The following is a 19,377-nucleotide window of genomic DNA, read 5'->3' on the forward strand; positions in this document are numbered from 1 at the left end:
GTCGCTTGAGCGACGGTGTTGGCGTCATCGGGGGTGCCGGTGACGTGACTGCGTGATCCGCTCGCTTTTTATTCGCTGTCTGGGCCGCGCAGGTTTTCAAATTGACTCATGCCGTCGGGAATCAGGTTGCGCACAATGGCCGCGAAATCGGCGTGCACCAGATGCTTGGCCCGGTTCAACAGCACCGGCAGCGGGCTGGAGGGCTCATGACGGGTGTAGTACGCGAGAATCCGGTCCAGGCTGCGCAGCACGTCGTCGCGGTTGTTGATGTCGCCGCTGACGGTGTTGGTGCTGTTATTGGTATTACGCGGTGAGCTTGTGACATTTACATGCTCAGCGGGCGCTGCGCTGTTGTCGCTGACGGGATCGGCCTGGGCGCTGTCGCCACTCTGCGGGGCGAACTGGCCGAGAATCTGCAGGGCCATCTTCAACGGTTGCTTCAACGGGCCGAGGTCCACGCCTTGGGCGGAACCGACCTGGTCGCTGACCTGCTGCTCGATGGCTTCGGCGGCGCTGCGGGCTTCGAGCAGGGCGGCGCGGATGACTTCCAACTGCTCGGGGTCGCTGTCGAGCAGGGCCCCGGCGAGCTGTTCGGCGCCGAGGTTTTCATCCGGGAAACTTTGCAGGCCACTGGCGTTGGCGGCGGCGCGCAAGCTGACGGCACCGAAGGTCCGCGAACGGGTCAGGATGCTTTCGCGCAGCAGGCGGATGGTGACATCGGACGTCAGGCCGGCGAGGGCATTGATGCGCACGGTGGGGTCGTTGTCGTCATCGGCGTCCAGGCGCGGATGCAGTTCGGCCCAGTATTGCTTGAGCAATTCGCTGATCAGCGTCAGCACACGGGCCATGCCCGGCAGGCCTTCGAGGGCCAGGGAGCTTTGCATCAGGAAATGGGTGATGCGCAGGTCTTTGCTGCGCTGCAGCAAGTCCAGGCTCTGCTGCTGGATGCTGCGCCATTCAGGGGGTTCGGCAGGCAGGATCGAATCGCCCATGCTGCGCTCGGGTTGGCCCCGGGAGTCACGTTCCAGGCGCAGGAAATCCGCGTCATATTCCAGATCTTCACCACACGGCGAAGTCGCGGAAACGGCGGCGAGCAGCAAAGGCACATCCACTTGGATCGATCTCCCTATCACCCGCTTGATAGAAGTCGGGCAGTTCACACGCAAGTTTCGGATGAAACTTCACATGTTCCTTGACGGTAATGGCCCTTTAGATCTGTGATGATCCTAAAGTGCCATCATGTATATTCAAGAAGTTGTGCATTTTTGGTGTAGTACTTATCGCTTGTCAAGGTAAGCTATTTCGCCTGTGTATGCCCTATGTAACAGTTGTGATGCGCTTAACAGCCTGTCCGACCTACCGGTCGAAGCGGCAACTCACGTGGGGTTTTTGTCACGCAAGCCGGTTATGATCAGCGATCATGCTGGCAAAAAGCCGTTTTTACGGTTGTTGGCAGGTTGCCGGCGGGTGGTCAAGGTCTGAGCCTTCACTCCCGCCCGCGCGCGAAGTATTCAGCAAGGAGGCAAGATGCCGCTGTGTTTGACTATCACTAGTTATCACAAAATTACCCCAGGCCAGTGTTCTGAAAAGTCCATGGATCAGGGGGTGATGGCAATTGGCCGTAATTCCGATAATGACTGGGTATTACCGGACCCCGAGCGCCTGGTTTCCGGTAAACATTGCGTTATCCAATACAAAGACGGGCGTTATTATTTGACCGATAACAGCACCAATGGTGTGGAATTGGTCAAGGCTGGCGTTCGCTTGCGCAAGGGCAACAGCGAGCCCCTGCAAGACGGCGAAGTGATCCGCATTGGTGATTATGAAATCCAGGCCCGCGTCGATTTCAACCTGCCGGTCACCGACAGCAATCCGTTCGCCGAATCGCCCAGCAGTTTCGAGGCCTTGATGGGGCAGCAGAGCGCCGCGGCGCATGTGCCGTCGCCGATCCAGGTGGCCTCGCCTGCGCATTTCCAGGGCGTGTCGGCCATGGACACCCTGCCGGACCTGTTCGACTTCTTGGCCCCGAGCAGTGTCCCGCCGGCCACCCAGCCTGACCATGTCCCGGCCGAGCAACACAATTTCCGCCCGCCGACGCCAATTGCCCGGCCGAGCCCGCCCTCCGTGGTCGAGCCGGTTGTACCGCCGTCTGCCTCGGTGATTCCGGACGACTGGGACCCGTTCAGCGACAAGCCTGCACCGGTGGCGGTTGCCCCGCTGCCCGTGGCCCCGCCGCCGGTGCCGCTACCGCCAGTGGTTGAGCCGATCGCGACCCCGGTTTCGCAGCCTCCGCTCGTCGACATCTTTGCTGAAATCAGTGCACCGCCGCCGGCACCCGTGCGTGAAGCACCGGTGACCCGCGTCGAGACCCCGGTCGCACCGCCAGTTGCTCCTCCAGTTGCCCCGGTTGCTCCAGTTGCTCCAGTTCCTCCGGCCGCGCCGGCCGAGGCCGCCCAACCCGACTTGCTGCAAGCCTTCCTGCGCGGCGCCGGGCTGGATCAGTTGCGCCTGGACAAGGCCAATGCCGAAGCACAGATGGAAAGCATCGGGCGCAGTTATCGCTTGATGGTCGAAGGCCTGATCGATGTCTTGCGCGCCCGCAGCAGCCTCAAGGGTGAGTTCCGCATCCAGCAGACGATGATCCAGCCGGTGGAAAACAACCCGCTGAAGTTCGCCCCCAATGTCGATGAAGCCTTGCTGTTGCTGTTGCGCCACGGCAACCAGGCGTTCATGGCCCCGGACGCGGCGGTGCGTGACAGTTTCGATGACTTGCGGGCCCACCAACTGGCGGTAATGGCCGGTGTGGAAGCGGCCATCAAGCATTTGCTGGGGCGCTTCGAGCCGGCGCAACTGGAAGAACGCATGGCCAAGCCCGGCGGGCTTTCGGGGATTTTCAGCGGCTCGCGGCAGGCCCAGTACTGGCAGCAATTCACCGAGCTCTACAGCAACATTTCCCGGGAAGCCCAGGAGGATTTCCAGGACCTGTTCGGTCGCGAGTTCAGTCGCGCCTACGAAGAACACAGCACACGACAGCGACGCCGTTGAGCGGCGCTGTCCTATAACAATATTGATCAGCCAACAACGGATAGCTCAAACGTCATTGAGGACGCAGGATGATTCCCAGGTTTTTACTCGCAGTCGCCACCGCGCTTCTGCTGACGGCGTGCGCCAAGGATGCGGCCAACCCCCAGCCCGAAGAAGCTGAGGCCGACACCGCCGCCATCGAGTTGCATTTCCATGCCATTGCCGGCCTCAACCCCGGCGCCACCGGCCAGCCGGCCCCGGTCCGGGTGCGCATTTTCGAACTGAAAAATGCCGCGACCTTTGGCCGTTCCGATTATTTCGCCCTGGCCGAACGGGCCCAGGCCACGCTGGGCGCTGACCTGATCGACCAGGACGAGGTGCTGATCCAGCCCGGCCAGCAACTGAGCCTGCAACGCGACCTCGACCCGGCCACGCGACACATCGGAATACTGGTGGGCTATCGCGAGCTGGACCAGTCGTTGTGGCGCACGGTGATGAATGTCCCGGCGCGCGAATACACCGAATACCAGATCAGCCTCGATGTGCGCGCCGTGCGCAGCGCCGTCGTCGTTCCCCCATCCAGCCCTGCCCAATAAGCAATCGGAGCCCCCATGTCCTGGAACAATCGCGTGGTCTGGTCGGAAGGCATGTTCATTGGAACGCAGCACTTCCAACAGCATGACCGTTACCTGGAAAACCTCATCGACGCACGCAGCCGCCCATTGTCGGCCGGCGCCTGGGGTTTTTCCGAATTGCTGATCGACCAGGGCCTGCTGGCCCAGGGCAAGCTGGCGATCATCTCGGCGCGGGGCCTGTTGCCGGACGGCACGCCCTTCAACATTCCCCAGGATGACCTGGCGCCCACGCCGCTGAACGTCGATGACAACCTGCGCGATGGCCTGGTGTACCTGGCCTTGCCGCTCAAGCGCGCCGGCGCCCGTGACACCGTGGACGAAGGCGAAGACCTCGGCGCCGCGCGTTATGTGAGCCAGGTGTGCGAAGTGCGCGACGACAACGCACCGTTCGAAAACCGCGCGCCGGTGGCCCTTGGCTCCCGGGCCCTGCGGTTGTTGACCGAACAGGATGGCATCGGCGACTACGCCGCCATCGGTGTGGTGCGCATCAAGGAAAAACGTGCCGACCGTGCCTTGGTGCTCGACGACACCTACATCCCGCCACTGCTGGATGTCATCGCCTCCAAACCGCTGGCGGCGTTTCGCAGCGAACTGCTGGGCCTGCTGCATCAACGCGGCGAAGCCTTGGCCGGGCGGGTGGTGGCGTCCGGTGCCGGTGGCGCCTCGGAGATTGCCGACTTCATGCTGCTGCAACTGGTCAACCGCGCCCAGCCGCTGATCCAGCACCTGAGCCAGTTGAGCCCGCTGCACCCCGAGCGCTTCTACAGCGAACTGGTGAGCCTGGCCGGGGAGTTCTCCACGTTCACCGCGTCCGGGCGACGACCGCAGCAATACCCGCCGTACCAGCACGATGACTTGGCGCTCAGCTACGCGCCGGTGATGCAGGCCCTGCGCGAAGCCCTGTCGATGCTGATCGACAGCAAGGCGACGCCGATTCCGATTGTCGAGAAAGCCTACGGCATCCACGTGGCGATGCTGGCCGACAAGACCCTGCTCGACAGCGCCAGCTTCATCCTGGTGGTGCGTGCCGATGTGCCGGCCGAAACCCTGCGCAGCCGCTTCGGCCAGCAGAGCAAGGTCGGCTCGGTGGAGCACATCCGCGACCTGGTCAACCTGCAACTGCCGGGCATCGGCCTGCTGCCGTTGCCGGTGGCGCCACGGCAACTGCCGTACCACGCCGGCTCCACCTACTACGAACTCGACCGGGGCAGCGACCACTGGCAGCAGTTGAGCAACTCCGGCGGCTTTGCGTTCCACATCGCCGGCCAGTTCCCAGGGCTGAACCTGGCTTTCTGGGCGATCCGAGGATAAACCGCGATGAGCAACGACGATCGTACCCAATTCATGCCGACGCCCGGTGGCCGTGGCGCCGATCCATTCCGCCCGGACCCTGGCCGTCCGGATCCGGCTCGTCCACAGCCGGCACCGCTGTCGATGCCGGCCGCGCCGGTCCTGACCGGCAAGGCCGAGGGCCTCAACCCGTTGGAAAGCGCCGCCGGCCCGCTGTTGGCCCTGCTGACGCGCCTGCGCAACACCATCGCCCACCCGGCGCCGGCCAGTTTGCGCGCGCAACTGTTGGCCTACCTGCGCCAGTTCGAAGAGCGCGCCGAGGCCGCCGGTGTGGTGCGCAACGATGTGTTGCTGGCCCGCTACGCCTTGTGCACCGCGCTGGACGAAGCGGTATTGAGCACGCCGTGGGGCGGCACCAGTGACTGGGGCAAGCAAAGCCTGTTGATCACCGTGCACAACGAAGCCTGGGGCGGTGAGAAGGTGTTCCAGTTGCTGGAGCATTGCCTGCAAAGCCCCCGTGAGCGCCTGTACCTGCTGGAACTGTTGTACCTGTGCATGTGCCTGGGTTTCGAGGGGCGCTACCGGGTGATGAACGACGGTCGCAGCCAACTGGAAGCGTTGCGTGAGCGCACCAGCGCGGTAATCCGCAGCGCCCGGGGCGATTACGAGCGCGAGCTGTCGCCGCACTGGCGCGGTGTCACTGTGGCCCGTGATCGACTGGCGCAATTCATGCCGCCGTGGATCGCCGTGGCCATCGGCGCGGCCTTGCTGCTGGCGCTGCTGTTCGGCCTGCGCATGAAACTGGCCTCCGATGCCGAGCCGGTGTTCAAGAACATTCACTTCCTGGGCGAAATCCCGGTGCAGACCATCGACCGCCCCGTGGTGCAGCCGAAAGTGGTCGAGCGCCCACGCCTGGCAGGCTTTCTGGCCGATGAAATCCGCGCCAACCGGATTGCCGTGGAAGACGCCGTCGACCGCTCGGTGGTGACCATCCGCGGCGACGAACTGTTCGCCTCGGGCAGCGCCAGCATCAAGGACGATTTCCAGCCGTTGATGCTGCGCATCGCCGATGCGGTGCGCAAGGTCAAGGGCCAGGTCCTGGTCACCGGCCACAGCGACAATCGGCCGATCGCCACCCTCCGGTTCCCGTCCAACTGGGCGTTGTCCGAAGCGCGGGCCCAATCGGTGCTGCAAATTCTTTCGGCCAAGACCGGCCAGCCCGAGCGCTTCAGCGCCGAAGGCCGCAGCGACACCGAGCCGTTGGCGTCCAACGCCACCCCAGAGGGGCGTGCGCGCAATCGTCGGGTTGAAATCACAGTATTGGCGGAGGGGGTCGAGTGAAGGCGTTTTTCAGTTTTATGACCCGCTGGGTCATCCCATTGCTGGGGCTGATCGCCCTGAGCCTGATCATCTGGTTCGTCGGCCCGCTGCTCGATTGGCTGGTGCCTGAAGGTCGCCGCTGGGCCTTGATCATCCTGGTGTTCGCGGTGTGGATCGCCTACCGGGTGTTCCGCATCATCCAGGCGCGCCGTCAGGCCGCCGAAGTGATGCGCAGCCTGGCCGCGCAAACCCCGCCCGACCCCACCAGCATCGCCACCGCCGAAGAGCTCGAAACCCTGCGCCAGCGCATGGACGAAGCCTTGGCCCTGCTCAAGAAAGCCAAGCTGGGCGGTGACGAGCGTCGCAACCTCTACGAGCTGCCGTGGTACGTGATCATCGGCCCGCCGGGTTCGGGCAAGACCACCGCGCTGGTCAACTCCGGGCTGCATTTCCCACTGGCCGCGCAACTGGGCGCCGGTGCCGTGCGCGGTGTTGGCGGTACGCGCAATTGCGATTGGTGGTTCACCGACCAGGCGGTCCTGCTCGACACCGCTGGCCGCTACACCACCCAGGACAGCGACGCGACCATCGACAAGGCCGCCTGGCTGGGCTTCCTGGGGCTGTTGAAAAAGCAACGGGCCCGCCGCCCGATTGACGGCGCGTTCATCGCCATCAGCCTGTCCGACCTGCTGCTGGGCAGCGACGCCGAGCGCGCCGCCCATGCCGCGGCGATTCGCTTGCGGATCCAGGAGCTGTACACCCAACTGGGCGTGCGCTTCCCGATCTACCTGATGCTGACCAAGCTCGACCTGGTGCCCGGGTTCATGGAGTATTTCGATACCCTGAGCAAGGAAGAGCGCGCCCAGGTCTGGGGCATGACCTTTGCCCTGGACGACGGCAAGAGCAACGACAGCCCGCTGGCGCACCTGCAAAGCGAATTCACCGGCCTTGAGCAACGCCTCAACGACCGCCTGGTGGAGCGCCTGCAACAAGAGCGCGACCCGGCGCGGCGCGACCTGATCTACGGCTTCCCGCAGCAGTTCGGCGCCCTGAAAGATTGCCTGCAAAGCTTCCTCGAAGGGGTGTTCAAACCCAACGCCTTCGAAGAGCGCGTGTTGCTGCGCGGTGTGTATTTCACCAGCGGCACCCAGGAGGGCAGCCCGATCGACCGCCTGATCGGCTCCATGGCCCAGAGCATGAACCTGGACCGTCAACACCTGGCGCGTCAGACCGGCACCGGGCGCAGCTACTTCATCGAAAAACTCTTCACCGCCGTGGCTTTCGCCGAGCGCGGGCTGGTGGGCGTCGACCCGAAAGTCGAGCGTCGACGCAAGTGGATCGCCCGCGGCGTTCTGGCCTCCACCGTGGTGCTGGTGCTGGTGGTCAGCACGTTGTGGTGGGTCAGCTACCGTGCCAACCAGGCCTACATCGCCCAGGTCGATCAGAAGGTCGCGCCGCTGGGCCAGACCGTGCAGAACCTCAGCCCGGCGCAACGGGATGTGCTCGCGGTGTTGCCATTGCTCAACGCCGTGAAACACCTGGCCGACGACGCCCCGAGCTGGGCCGAAGGCCTGGGCCTGTACCAGGGTGACATGCTCGAAGCCGAGTCCGGCAGCGTCTACCGCAAGCTGCTGATCGCGGTGTTCGCGCCACGCCTGCTGACGCGCATCGAAGAACAGCTGCACAGCGGCGGCAATTCGGATTTCCTCTACGAAGGCTTGAAGGCCTACCTGATGCTCGCCGACACCGAGCATTACGATGCCGACTTCATCAAGGCCTGGATCGCCCTGGATTGGGACCGCAGCCTGCCGCGGGACTTGCCGGCCGAGCAGCGCCAGGCCCTGACCGCGCATTTGCAGGCACTGTTCGAGCGGCGTCCGCCCCTCGCGCGCCTGGACCAGCGCCTGGTCGAAGACCTGCGGCGCCAGTTGCAGCAATTGCCGGTGGCCCAGCGGGTCTATGACCGGATCAAGCGCCAGAAACTGCCCGAAGGCATCCCGGACTTCCGCATCAACGAAGCCGCCGGGCGTGACGCGGCGCTGGTGTTCAGCCGCAAGAGCGGCAAGCCGCTGGGCGAACCACTGAGCGGGTTTTTCACCGTCAAGGGTTACCGCCAGGGCTTCTTGCTCACCAGCCTGAGCCAGACCGGCACCCTGGCTGAAGAGCAGTGGGTGCTGGGCCATGAACAGGCCGATCAGCAGAACGTCGCCAGCCTGGCTGCCGATGTGCGTCGCTTGTACTTCCAGGATTACCTGCGCCAATGGGACGCCTTGCTCGCCGACATCGACTTCGTGCCGATCACCAGCGTGGCCCAGGCCGCCGATGTGCTGCGGGTGATTTCCGGGCCGACCTCGCCGCTGAAAAAACTGCTGGTGGCGGTGGCGAAGGAAACCGACCTGCAACAGGATGAACGCTTGCTGGCCGCCCAAGGTGCGCCGGTGGAAGGCGGCGTGGACAAGCTCAAGGAGCGTTTGGGCAGCTTGCTCGGCCAGGAGCAGGCGACGCCAAACGCGCCGGCGGCGAGCGATGACCCGATCACCGCGCACTTCGCCGAGCTCAACAGCATCGTCAGCAAAAGCGAAGGCGAGCCGGCGGCCATCGACGGTCTGTTGGCCGACATGAACGCTCTGTACGTGCAGGTCAGCGCCATGGTCGGGGCCAGCGGCGATGCCTTGCTTGGCGAAGCCAAGAACCAGGCCACGGCCGCCGCCACTCGCGTCAGCCTCAACGCCGAACGCCAGCCGCCGCTGGTGCAGGGACTGGTCAAGTCGGTGGTCAACTCCACCACCAACAGCATGATGGGCGGGGTGCGCAACCAACTGAACGCCGCCTGGACCAGCGAAGTGGTGAACATCTATCGCCAGTCCCTGGCCGGGCGCTATCCGATGTCGCCGGGCAGTGCGCGAGACGCGACCCTGGACGATTTCGGCCAGTTCTTCGGCGTCGGCGGGGTGATGGACAACTACTTCCGCAAGTACCTGCAACCCTACGTCGACACCTCGACGCCGACCTGGCGCTGGCAGCCGGGCGCGGCGCAGAAGCTCGGCATCGCCCCCGGTGTACTGCAGACCTTCCAGCGCGCGGCGACCATCCGCGATGCGTTCTTCCGCTCCGGCGGCACCCAGCCGATGGTGCGCTTCGAACTCAAGCCGGTGGCGATGGACTCGACCATCACCCAGTTCCTGCTCGACCTCGACGGCCAACAGCTGAGCTATGACCACGGCCCGAGCCGCCCGACCGCCATGCAGTGGCCGAACCCGGGCAGCATCGGCGTGGTGCGGATTTCCATCATGCCGCCGTCTTCCAGCGGTCGTTCCGGCATCACCCTGGACGGGCCGTGGGCCTGGTTCCGCTTGCTGGAACAATCGGACCTGACCGCCGGCAACTCGCCGGATCGCTTCAACCTGCGACTGCGGGTCGATGGTGCCAGTGCCTCTTACGAGTTGCGGGCCAACAGCGCCTTCAACCCGTTCAAGAGCCGGGTGCTCAGCGGCTTCAGCCTGCCGGAGCGGCTATGAGTACGCCGGGCTTCTACGGAAAGTTGGCCAGCCGCGGCGACTTCGTCAGCCGTGGCTTGCCCCAGGGGTTCATCGGCCCGTGGGATTCGTGGTTGGCGGCGGGTCTGCTCGCCAGCCAGAGCAGCCTCGGCGAGCGCTGGCTGGATGCTTATCTGGTCAGCCCGCTGTGGCGCTTCATGCTCGCGCCGGGGGTGTGTGGCCCGGACGCCGCCGTCGGAGTGGTGATGCCGAGCATCGACCGGGTCGGCCGTTATTTCCCGCTGACCGTCGCGGTGCTGCTGGAGCCCGATGCGGACCCGGCGTCCGTGGTGGGCGGTGCGGACGAGTGGTTTGAGCGGGTCGAAAACCTGTTGCTGAGCACGTTGAGCGTGGAGGCCAGTTTCGAGGCGTTCAACGAACAGCTGGAAACCCTCGGTAGCCCGATGTACCTGCCGCGCACGTCGAGCAGCCGTTTCGCCAGCCTGCATCGCTTCGATGCCACCGACCCGCAGCGGCGCATGAGCGCCTTGGCCGAGGCGGCCTGCGAAGGCGTAAGCCTGTGGTGGGGCCAGGGATCGGAGCGCATTGCCCCGGGTTTGATGCGCTGCCAGGGATTGCCGGCAGCCGCTGATTTTGCGCAATTTTTGCTCGGCCAAGAAGGTGTTGTGTAGATGCGTCCAAGTGCCGGAAAAGCAATCAAGTCTGCAAGCAAGAGCCATGTCGGGATGGTCCGCCAGGTCAACGAAGACGCCTGCCTGGACCTGCCGGAAAACGGCCTCTGGGTGGTGGCCGACGGCATGGGCGGGCACGCGGCGGGCGATTACGTCAGCAGCCTGATCGTCGACAGCCTGCGCGGCATCGCCGTGGGGCGTTCGCTGGACGAATACGTCGCGGCGCTGCAAAGCGACCTGCTACGGGTCAACGCCGCCGTGCGGGAAGAAACCGCCAACCGTGGCGTGACCATGATGGGCAGCACCGTGGTGGTCCTGGCCGTCCGTGACCTGCGGGGCATGTGCCTGTGGGCCGGTGACAGCCGCCTGTATCGCCTGCGCGACGGCGTGCTCGAAGGCATCTCCCGGGACCACAGCTACGTCCAGGATCTGCAGGACAGCGGCCTGCTCAGCGAAGCCGAGGCGCGGGTGCACCCGCGGGCGAACATCGTCACCCGGGCCATTGGCGTCGAGGCGCAACTGAACCTGGCGTTGACCGAACTGCTGCTGGTGCCTGGCGATAGCTACCTGTTGTGCAGCGACGGCCTGACCAAGACCGTCGAGGACGAGGAGATCCGCGAAGTACTGAGCCACGACGAGCCCGGCGAAATCGCCAGCAGCCTGGTGTCCCTGGGCCTGATGCGCGGCGCGCCGGACAACATCACCGTGGTGGTCGTGAAGGTGCCGTCATGAGCTTGACCCTGAACATTGTCATCCCCGGCTACGACATCGAAGGGCCGATAGGCGAAGGCGCGATGGCCAGCGTGTACCTGGCGACCCAGCGTTCGCTGGAGCGCAAGGTGGCGTTGAAAGTGATGGCGGCAGCCCTGGCCGCCGACCCGACGTTCTGCGAGCGGTTTTTGCGCGAAGGCAAGACCCTGGCGCGCTTGTCGCACCCGCACACCGTCACCATCCATGACATCGGCAACGTCGGTGAGCTGTATTACATGGCGATGGAGTACCTGCCCAACGGCACGCTCAAGGAACGCATCGCCGCGGGCCTGACGCCGGAGCAAGGCCTGACCTACATCCGCCAGATCGCCTCGGCCCTGGGGTATGCCCACGGCTTGGGCCTGGTCCACCGCGACGTCAAACCGGCCAACATCCTGTTCCGCGCCGATGGCACGGCGGTGCTCTCGGACTTCGGCATCGCCAAGTCCCTGGACGACCGCACCCAGTTCACCCAGGCCGGTTTTGCCGTCGGTACGCCCAGCTACATGAGCCCGGAACAGGCCCGTGGGCAAGACATCGACGGTCGCGCCGACCTGTACGCCCTGGGCGTGGTGCTCTACGAAATCCTCGTCGGCAAACTGCCGTATACCGGCAACGACGCACTGTCCACGGCCCTGGCGCACCTGACCGAACCGTTGCCGGAGTTGCCGGTGCACCACGGCCGTTATCAGGACGTGTTGCGCAAACTGTTGGCGAAGGACCCGGCGGAGCGTTTCCCGGACGCGGCGGCATTGCTGCGGGCGCTGGATAACCTGCCTGAGGAATCGTCGGAAGCGACGCTGATCCGGCCGTTGTCGTTGCAACTGCCGACCACGCCGCCTGCGGTGGATGACTTGGCGGGCTTGACGCCCATGTCCATCGACATTCCCAGCGGCCCGGCTTATTCACCACCGCAGCCACAATCGCAGTCCAAGCCCGTTCCGCCGCCGATAAAATCGACGGCTCAATCCTCGGTGTCGGAGCAACGCAAGGGCCCGGTGTTCGCCCTGGCCGCCGTTGCGGTCGCCGTGACGCTGGCGTTGGGTGGCGCGGGTTATTGGTGGTTGGCCGGTGACGGCGGCAAAGAAGTGAAGACGCCGGTGGCCACGACCACCTCGGTCAAGCCACCGGAAGTGAAGCCGCCGAAGGCCCCGGACGTGCCGGCGGTCAAGCCACCCGTCGCCCCGCCGGCCCAGCCCCCCGTGGCGACCGAGGCCGACGGTGGCCAGCGTCCGCTGTTAATGGCTGGCAAGAAAACCCTGTTCCAGCGTGTGCTCAGCAAGCCGGGGGCGAAACTCGCCGAGGCGCCGGGTGCCGCACCGGGCAAGGCACTGCCGGCGTTTTCGGTGTTGTACGTGTATCAGCGCAAAGACCTCGATGGCAGCGCCTGGGTACGGGTCGGCGCGGCCACCGACGGACGCAGCGACGGCTGGTTGCCCGCCGCCCAGGTCAGCGACTGGAAGCAAAGCCTGGTGCTCAAATTCACCGAACGTTCCGGCCGTGCGCCAGTGATGTTCCTGCGTCAGCCTGGCGAAGTGGAAAAGCTCCTGGCTAACCCATCGGCCGCCAAGAACGTGTTGCTCAAGGCCCAGCAGAGCCCGCAGGAGGACCAGCAAGTGCTGGCCCTTGAACCGGCCGCCAGCGCGGTGCCGCAGAGCCAGTTCTATCTGTTGCCGATCTTCGACTCCCGCGAAAGCCTCGATGAAAACGGCCAGCCGGTGCAGTTGCTGAACGTGGCGTCCATCGACCCTGGCAACACCCCCAAGGCGGCGGGCAATACGCCGATCACCACCGCCAACGCCGACGCGTTCCGCACCGCCGTGGTGATGGTAGTGGACACCACCGTGTCGATGCAGCCCTACATCGACCAGGTGCGCGACGTGGTCCACGAACTGCAAACCCGCATCGCCGAGCGCGGCGAGTTGGACAGTGTCAGCTTCGGCATGGTGGGTTTCCGCAGCAGCATCAAGAAAACCCCGGGCCTGGAATACGTCGCCAAGACCCTGATCACCCTCGAGCAGGGTCGCGACCCGCAACGCTTTATGGAGCTGGCGCGGCAGGTCAAGGCATCGACGGTGTCGAGCCATTCGTTCAACGAAGATGCGTTCGCCGGGGTCATGGAAGCCGTCGAAGGCATGGACTGGTCCGGTTATGGCGGGCGCTTGATCCTGTTGGTCACCGACGCCGGTGCCCTGCGCAAGAACGACCCATTTGCCGCCACGCAAATGAACGAGGCCGAAGTGCGCCAGGCGGCGCTGGGCAAGCAGATCAAGATCTACGCCTTGCACCTGCTCAGCGACGCGGGCAAGAAAACCCATGCCGGCGCCCAGAGCCAGTACCGCACCCTGACCGCCGACGCCAACCCGCAGATCGGCGACCTGTACATTCCGGTGCCGGGCGCCGACGTGCGCAAGTTCGGCGAGCGGGTCGACGAGATCGGTTCGGTGTTCGCCGACCTGGTGCATCAGGTGCGCAGCAACAAGGCGCAAAGCGTGCCGCTGCTCAGTGCCGCGCCGAGCCTGGCCGACAAGTCGGCCGCGGTCGGCTACGCGATGCACATGGATTTCCTGGGGCGCAAATCCGCCAGCCAGGCGCCGCAACTGGTCAGCGCCTGGACCGCCGACCGCGACCTGACCAACCCGGCGCTGCCGGCGTTCCAGGTCTGCGTGATGCTGACCAAGCTGCAACTCAACGACCTGCAGCAGTCGCTGAAGCTGATTGTCGACGCGGCCCGCAAGACCCAGAGCTCGCCCAAGGATTTCTTCCAGGAAATCGCCAGCGCCAGTGCCTACATGAGCCGCGACCCGTCGGCCCTGCGCAAGGGCGGCAACCTGGCCGACGGCGGCATTCTGGGCGAGTACCTGGAAGGGCTGCCGTACCGCAGCAAGTCGCTGAACATGACCCAGGACTTGTGGCTGTCCTTGAGCGTGGCCGAGCAGGAAGATTTCATCGACGAGCTGGATTCGAAAATCCGCCTCTACGAAACCTTCCACAACGACCTCGCCAACTGGGTGCGCTTCGGCGACGCCGAGCCGGGCGATGCCTTGTACCGCGTTCCGTTGTCGACGCTGCCGTGATGCTGACCCTCAACGCCGTGCACAAAAGCCGGGGCGCCGGCAGCCAGCGCTACAGCCTGGTGATTCCACGGCTGCAATTGCGCGGCGGTGAACAACTGGCGGTGGTCGGCCCCAGCGGTTGCGGCAAGAGTACGTTGCTGGACCTGCTGGCGCTGGTGTTGGCACCGGATCAGGCCGGACAGTTCGACTTCACGCCCGCCGACACGCCGCTGGACATCGCCAAATTGTGGCGTGCGTCGCAACAGGGCACCTTGGCCGAGCTGCGCAGTCGTTACCTGGGTTATGTTCTGCAAACCGGCGGCCTGTTGGGCTTCCTGGATGTGCGCGGCAACATCGCGTTGTCGCGCAAATTGCTGGGCTTGAAGGATGACGCAAGCGTGACGCGCCTGGCTGGGCAGTTGGACATCGCCGATCAACTGGACAAGAAACCGGCGGACTTATCCGTCGGCCAGCGCCAGCGGGTCAGCTGTGCCCGGGCGTTGGCCCATGGGCCGCGCCTGCTGCTGGCCGATGAGCCGACCGCCGCCCTCGACCCGCTGAACGCCGAGCGCGTCATGCACTTGCTGGTGGCCCAGGCTCGCGAACATGGGGTGTGCTGTGTGGTCGCCACCCACGACGAGGCGTTGGCTCGCGCCAGCGGCTTGCAGGTGCGGCGCATCAGTTGCCGTCGCGATGCCGACGGCGGTGTCACCGCCACCCTCGGGGAGGCTTGCTGATGCGAGGCGCGCTGGTGGCTTCCCTGGCCTGGCAGGATTACCGCAACGATGCCTGGCTGTCGGCCTGCTCGGTGCTTGCTCTGGTGGCTGTGGTGGCGCCGTTGCTGGTGTTGTTCGGCCTGAAGTTCGGCCTGGTCAGCAGCCTGACCGAGCGCTTGCAGAACGACCCGGCCACCCGGGAAATCATCCCCTTGGGCGGCGGTCGCTTCAGTGCCGAATTCATCGAACAATTGAGCCAGCGTGGCGACGTGGCCTTTGCCTTGCCGCGCACCCGCCAGATCGCCGCCACGGCGGATCTGAGCAGCGATGCTTCGGCTGTCACGGTCGAGATGATTCCCACCGCGGCCAACGATCCCTTGTTCGAGCATTTGCCGGTGCCGCAAGGCTTGGATCAAGTGGTGCTCAGCCAGACCGCCGCTGAAAAGCTCGGCGCCAAGGCTGGCGATTGGGTGCAAGCCAGTTTCGGCCGGCAGGTGGCCGGTCGCAGCGAGGCGCAGCGCACCCGCGTTCAGGTATTGCATGTGCTGCCCTTGGAAGCCTTTGCCCGGGATGGCCTGTTTGCACCGCTGGCCTTGCTGGAGGCCGCCGAGGATTACCGCGACGGCCGTGCCGTGCCCGCGTTCGGCTGGCCGGGCGATGCGGTGAGTGTGGCCGGGCAACGGGTCTACCCGGCGTTTCGTTTGTATGCTCGCAGCCTCGGCGACGTCGAGCCACTGCGTCAGTATTTCGCCGGGCAGAACCTGCTGGTCTCGACCCAGGCCCAGACCATCGCACAAGTGCAATCGCTGAGCCGCAATCTGTCGATCGTGTTCTGGATCATCGCCGGGTTGGCCTTGGCCGGCGCGTTCGCGGCGATCTTTGCCGGCGCCCTGGCGGCGGTCGAGCGTAAGCGCCGGGAGTTGTCGGTGTTGCGCCTGCTGGGGGTTTCCACCGCGGCGCTGTTGCTGTTCGTGGTGTTGCAGGCGCTCTACAGCGCCACATTCGCGGCCCTGCTGAGTGCCGGCCTGTATGGCCTGGCGCAGTCGGGCCTGAATTATTTATTTGCACAGATGCCCGGCGAATACGCCAGCCATCTGTTGGTGCGTCACTACACTTTGGCCCTGGTGGCCGTGCTCGGCGTCAGCGCCGTCGCGGCGGCTTGTGGTGGCTGGCGGGTGGCGCGCATCCAGGCGTGTGAAGGAATTCGCGATGTATAAGTTATTGGGCGCCGCCGTGGCGCTGAGCCTGGCCGGTTTGGTCTGGGCTGATGAAAGCACGGACAAACTGGACAACCCCAAGCCGTTGCCCGACGACGTCAGCCTGCCGCTGCCGTGCGAAGGCCAGATGGTGTTCCGCTACGTCTACATCCTCGCCCAGGGCACCCTGGACGACCGCGAGATCAGCCTCGGTTACCCGTTCAGTGAAGGCGAGGCCGGTTACCAGCAGTCGTTCATTTCCGGCTACCGGCGTGATTTCATCAACGGCCAGTTCACCCTCAAGGACCTGCCCAAGGGCTGGAACACGACCATCACGCCGTTGATGCCCAAGACCGACGCCAAGACGCCGCTCAAGCCGATGCTGTATTTCATCGGCAAGTACGAGGTCACGGCCCGCCAATACGCCCAGGTCATGGCCCAGGCGCAATCGCTGGCCAGCGGCGAAGCGGCGCCGGCCTGCGAAACCCTGCAAGCCGATTTGCCCCAAGGCGTGGCGGGGCGTTTGCCCAAGGTGAAACTGTCGAAGTTCGAGGCCGAGCGCTTCTCGGCGGTATACAGCGCCTGGCTGATGAAATACCACAAGGACCTGCTGCCGGTGAGCGGTCGCGGCACCTCCGCCGAAGACGGCGGGTTGGGTTTCGTGCGCTTGCCGACGGAAGTCGAATGGGAATTCGCCGCCCGCGGCGGGCAGGCCGTCAGCCGCCAGGACCTGGAAGGGCGCCTGTTTCCCCGGCGCCTGGAGGGCAGTGAAAGCGACGGGCCGCTGGCCGATTGGGCGGTGTTCAACCAGGTCGCCGGTGGCACCGGTCAGGCGGCGCGGCTGATGCCCATCGGCACCAAGTTGCCGAACCCCATCGGCCTGTTCGACGTGGTCGGCAACGCAGCCGAGATGGTCCAGGAATCCTTCCAGTTGGTGCACGCCGGTCGCCGCCAGGGCGCTTATGGCGGCTTCGTGGTCAAGGGCGGCAACTACCTGGAAGGCGAGGGCACGCTGTTCACCGGCATGCGCCGCGAATACCCGTTGTTCGCCGCCGACGGTACCGAGCAGAGCAACGAAACCACCGGCTTTCGCGTGGCCGTCGGGGCGTTGTCGGCGCCGCGTTCGCGCTACAAGGAATTGTTCGCCCAATGGCAGAAAGAAGGGCGGCTCGCGTCGCTGACCGACGCCATCGATGACGCTGACGACCCGACCAAACGCCTGGACAGCATCATCGCTGCCAGCGTCGATCCGCGCCTGCAAGCCGAACTGGGCCTGGTCAACGAAGAGCTCAAGCGCAACGTCTCGCTCATCGCCCAGCAGCGCGAGGAAGCGGCGGGCAACCTGATCCAGTCGTCGGCCCTGGTGGCCGAGACCGTCAACAACTACAACATTCGCCTGACCAATCTGCAGAACAGCCGGCAGGCCGCGCTGGATGCCAAGGATGAGGCCAGCGCCACGCTGTTTGCCACGGCCATCGACAACGGCCGCAGCGCACTGGATGGCGCGGTGGCGATCTACATCGACAACCTGGCCACCGGCACGCGCTACACCGATGCCGTGATCCAGGCGCAGTTCCAGCGCATCAAGGAAGAATTGGAGCGCAAACCGGTACTGGGCAAGAGCCTGGTGGCGCGTGCAACGTTATTCGTTCGTCATGTCGGGGATTATCGTCAGCAAAAACGAGCCGACCCGGCGGCGATATTGAAGGAATTGCTCGCATCGAACGCTCAGCGGTCTTGAGTGTTCGTTGTCAGCGAGCTTGGAAGGGACTCAGGCGGCGATAGCGCCGTGCTGAGCTTGGTCAACACTTAAACGAGAACACAACTATGCTTTTCTCCCGTAAACCATTTGCTTCGGTTTCCAAGCGTCACTTGCTGATGGTCGCTGTCGGCTTCAGCACCGTACTGACCGGCTGCGCCACGTCGCCGACCTCCAAGGTCGCCTCGAGCACCAAGGTCGAGTACTACCCGAACTGCTACGAGCCGGTGCAGCACCTGCGCTCCACCGAAGGCAACATGACCAAGTCGGTCGTTACCGGTGCCGCTGTCGGCGCTGTCGGTGGTGCACTGCTGGGCGCCCTGACCGCCGACAAGGAAGACCGTGGCCGCAACGCTGCCATCGGTGCCGCGGGCGGTGCATTGGCCGGTGGTGCCGCCGGTTACTACACCGAGCGCCAGAAGCAGATCGCCGATGACAACCAGCGCATCGCCTCCTACGCTGCCGACGTCAACAAAAGCGTCTCCGACATCGACCGCAGCACCGCTTACGCCAAGACCTCGCAGCAGTGCTACCAGAACGCGTTCAGCAAACTGGTTGCCGACCGCAAGGCCAAGACCGTCAACGACACCGAAGGCCGCAAGCGCCTGGCGGAAATCGTTTCCGGCCTGAAAGAGTCGAACGACCTGATCGTCGCGGTCAACGGCAAAGCCTCGGAAGACCTGAACAACTACACCCAGGCCTACGAGAAAGATCTGCAGCAGGTGGGTGTGCAGCGTACTGACGTGGTGACTGTGGCCACTGCTGATACCCCGGCGGTCGTGGCTCAGACCACCAACAACAAGAAAATCAAGAAAGTGCAGCCGGCGAAGAAGAAAGACCTGCCGACCGTGCCGAAAGAAGCGGTGACCACCGAGAAAACCCTGCAGACCGCCAAGGTCAAGCAGGATGAAAGCAAGCAGGTTGCCAGTGCCGGTACCACTCAGGTCAACAGCATGTGCAAAAACCCGGACCTGGGCGACTGGGCACCGGTGCCTTGCCCGAATGTTTGATTGAGTGAGGGCTGCTGATCTTTGGTCAGCAGCCAAAACCTGTGGGAGCGAGTCTGCTCGCGATAGCGTCCGTTCAGTTGGCATCCATGTCGACTGACCCGCCGCCATCGCGAGCAAGCTCGCTCCCACAGTTGTTTTGTGTTGCCGGTGATATCTGCGACACCTCCAATCCCCTGTGGGAGCGGGCTTACAGCTGGCCTGTCTCTTCCGGTTTTACTTCGATCAAACTGTGGGAGCGGGCTTGCCCGCGAAGGCGGCCTAGTAGCCGGCCGATCTCTTGCGGTTGTACCCGATCCAATTGTGGGAGCGGGCTTGCTCGCGAAGGCGGCCTGACAGCCGGCCAGGATGTTGTTGACTGAGTACATATCCGTTGCTGCGGTAACGGCGGCTGGCGGTTCCGCTCTTACAGCGGGTCACTTTTGGCAAACGCCCCAAAAGTAACCAAAAGGTCTT

The 19,377-nt window shown here is 64.6% G+C and carries 13 protein-coding genes; 12 read left to right on the forward strand and 1 reads right to left on the reverse strand.

Features of this window, described 5'->3' with window-relative positions; genetic code table 11:
- Window positions 1-68: 68 nt before the first annotated feature.
- Entirely contained in the window at window positions 69-1,112 is a 1,044-nt protein-coding gene (gene tssA, locus J4E53_RS16485; RefSeq protein ID WP_103309198.1) for a type VI secretion system protein TssA, read from the reverse strand.
- Between the two features lie 415 nt (window positions 1,113-1,527).
- On the opposite strand from tssA, the gene tagH reads away from it, so the two are divergent.
- The 12 genes from tagH (at window position 1,528) to tagQ (ending at window position 18,924) form a co-directional block, all read left to right on the forward strand.
- On the forward strand, window positions 1,528-3,045 hold the full coding sequence (gene tagH, locus J4E53_RS16490) for a type VI secretion system-associated FHA domain protein TagH (RefSeq protein WP_060740021.1): 1,518 nt from the start codon (window positions 1,528-1,530) through the stop codon (window positions 3,043-3,045).
- A gap of 68 nt (window positions 3,046-3,113) precedes the next feature.
- A complete protein-coding gene (gene tssJ, locus J4E53_RS16495) occupies window positions 3,114-3,620 on the forward strand; it encodes a type VI secretion system lipoprotein TssJ (protein ID WP_060740022.1) in 507 nt (168 codons plus the stop codon).
- A 15-nt stretch (window positions 3,621-3,635) separates the two neighbouring features.
- Window positions 3,636-4,970, forward strand: coding sequence for a type VI secretion system baseplate subunit TssK (tssK, locus tag J4E53_RS16500; RefSeq protein WP_072407490.1), 1,335 nt, complete (start codon window positions 3,636-3,638; stop codon window positions 4,968-4,970).
- Between the two features lie 6 nt (window positions 4,971-4,976).
- Entirely contained in the window at window positions 4,977-6,290 is a 1,314-nt protein-coding gene (locus J4E53_RS16505) for a DotU family type VI secretion system protein (RefSeq protein ID WP_060740024.1), read from the forward strand.
- Complete coding sequence (gene tssM, locus J4E53_RS16510) at window positions 6,287-9,787, forward strand: type VI secretion system membrane subunit TssM (RefSeq protein WP_103309199.1); 3,501 nt, start codon at window positions 6,287-6,289, stop codon at window positions 9,785-9,787. The genes J4E53_RS16505 and tssM overlap by 4 nt, the downstream gene beginning before the upstream one ends.
- The gene (tagF, locus tag J4E53_RS16515) at window positions 9,784-10,437 is read left to right on the forward strand and encodes a type VI secretion system-associated protein TagF (RefSeq protein WP_060740026.1); all 654 of its coding nucleotides are present in this window, start codon (window positions 9,784-9,786) and stop codon (window positions 10,435-10,437) included. The genes tssM and tagF overlap by 4 nt, the downstream gene beginning before the upstream one ends.
- Window positions 10,438-11,169: a PP2C family serine/threonine-protein phosphatase gene (locus J4E53_RS16520; protein ID WP_060740027.1), complete on the forward strand. Its 732-nt coding sequence runs from the start codon at window positions 10,438-10,440 to the stop codon at window positions 11,167-11,169.
- The gene (locus tag J4E53_RS16525; protein WP_103309201.1) at window positions 11,166-14,264 is read left to right on the forward strand and encodes a serine/threonine-protein kinase; all 3,099 of its coding nucleotides are present in this window, start codon (window positions 11,166-11,168) and stop codon (window positions 14,262-14,264) included. Before J4E53_RS16520 ends, J4E53_RS16525 begins: the two co-directional genes overlap by 4 nt.
- A complete protein-coding gene (locus J4E53_RS16530; RefSeq protein WP_060740029.1) occupies window positions 14,264-14,980 on the forward strand; it encodes an ABC transporter ATP-binding protein in 717 nt (238 codons plus the stop codon). Before J4E53_RS16525 ends, J4E53_RS16530 begins: the two co-directional genes overlap by 1 nt.
- Window positions 14,980-16,176, forward strand: a complete 1,197-nt coding sequence (locus J4E53_RS16535) for an ABC transporter permease (protein WP_060740030.1) — start codon at window positions 14,980-14,982, stop codon at window positions 16,174-16,176. The genes J4E53_RS16530 and J4E53_RS16535 overlap by 1 nt, the downstream gene beginning before the upstream one ends.
- The gene (locus tag J4E53_RS16540; RefSeq protein ID WP_103309203.1) at window positions 16,169-17,896 is read left to right on the forward strand and encodes an SUMF1/EgtB/PvdO family nonheme iron enzyme; all 1,728 of its coding nucleotides are present in this window, start codon (window positions 16,169-16,171) and stop codon (window positions 17,894-17,896) included. The genes J4E53_RS16535 and J4E53_RS16540 overlap by 8 nt, the downstream gene beginning before the upstream one ends.
- 86 nt (window positions 17,897-17,982) lie before the next feature.
- A complete protein-coding gene (gene tagQ, locus J4E53_RS16545) occupies window positions 17,983-18,924 on the forward strand; it encodes a type VI secretion system-associated lipoprotein TagQ (RefSeq protein WP_060740032.1) in 942 nt (313 codons plus the stop codon).
- Window positions 18,925-19,377 lie beyond the last annotated feature (453 nt).

It is taken from the genome of Pseudomonas sp. FW305-28, from assembly GCF_017351395.1.
Lineage (GTDB): Bacteria > Pseudomonadota > Gammaproteobacteria > Pseudomonadales > Pseudomonadaceae > Aquipseudomonas > Aquipseudomonas fluorescens_AA.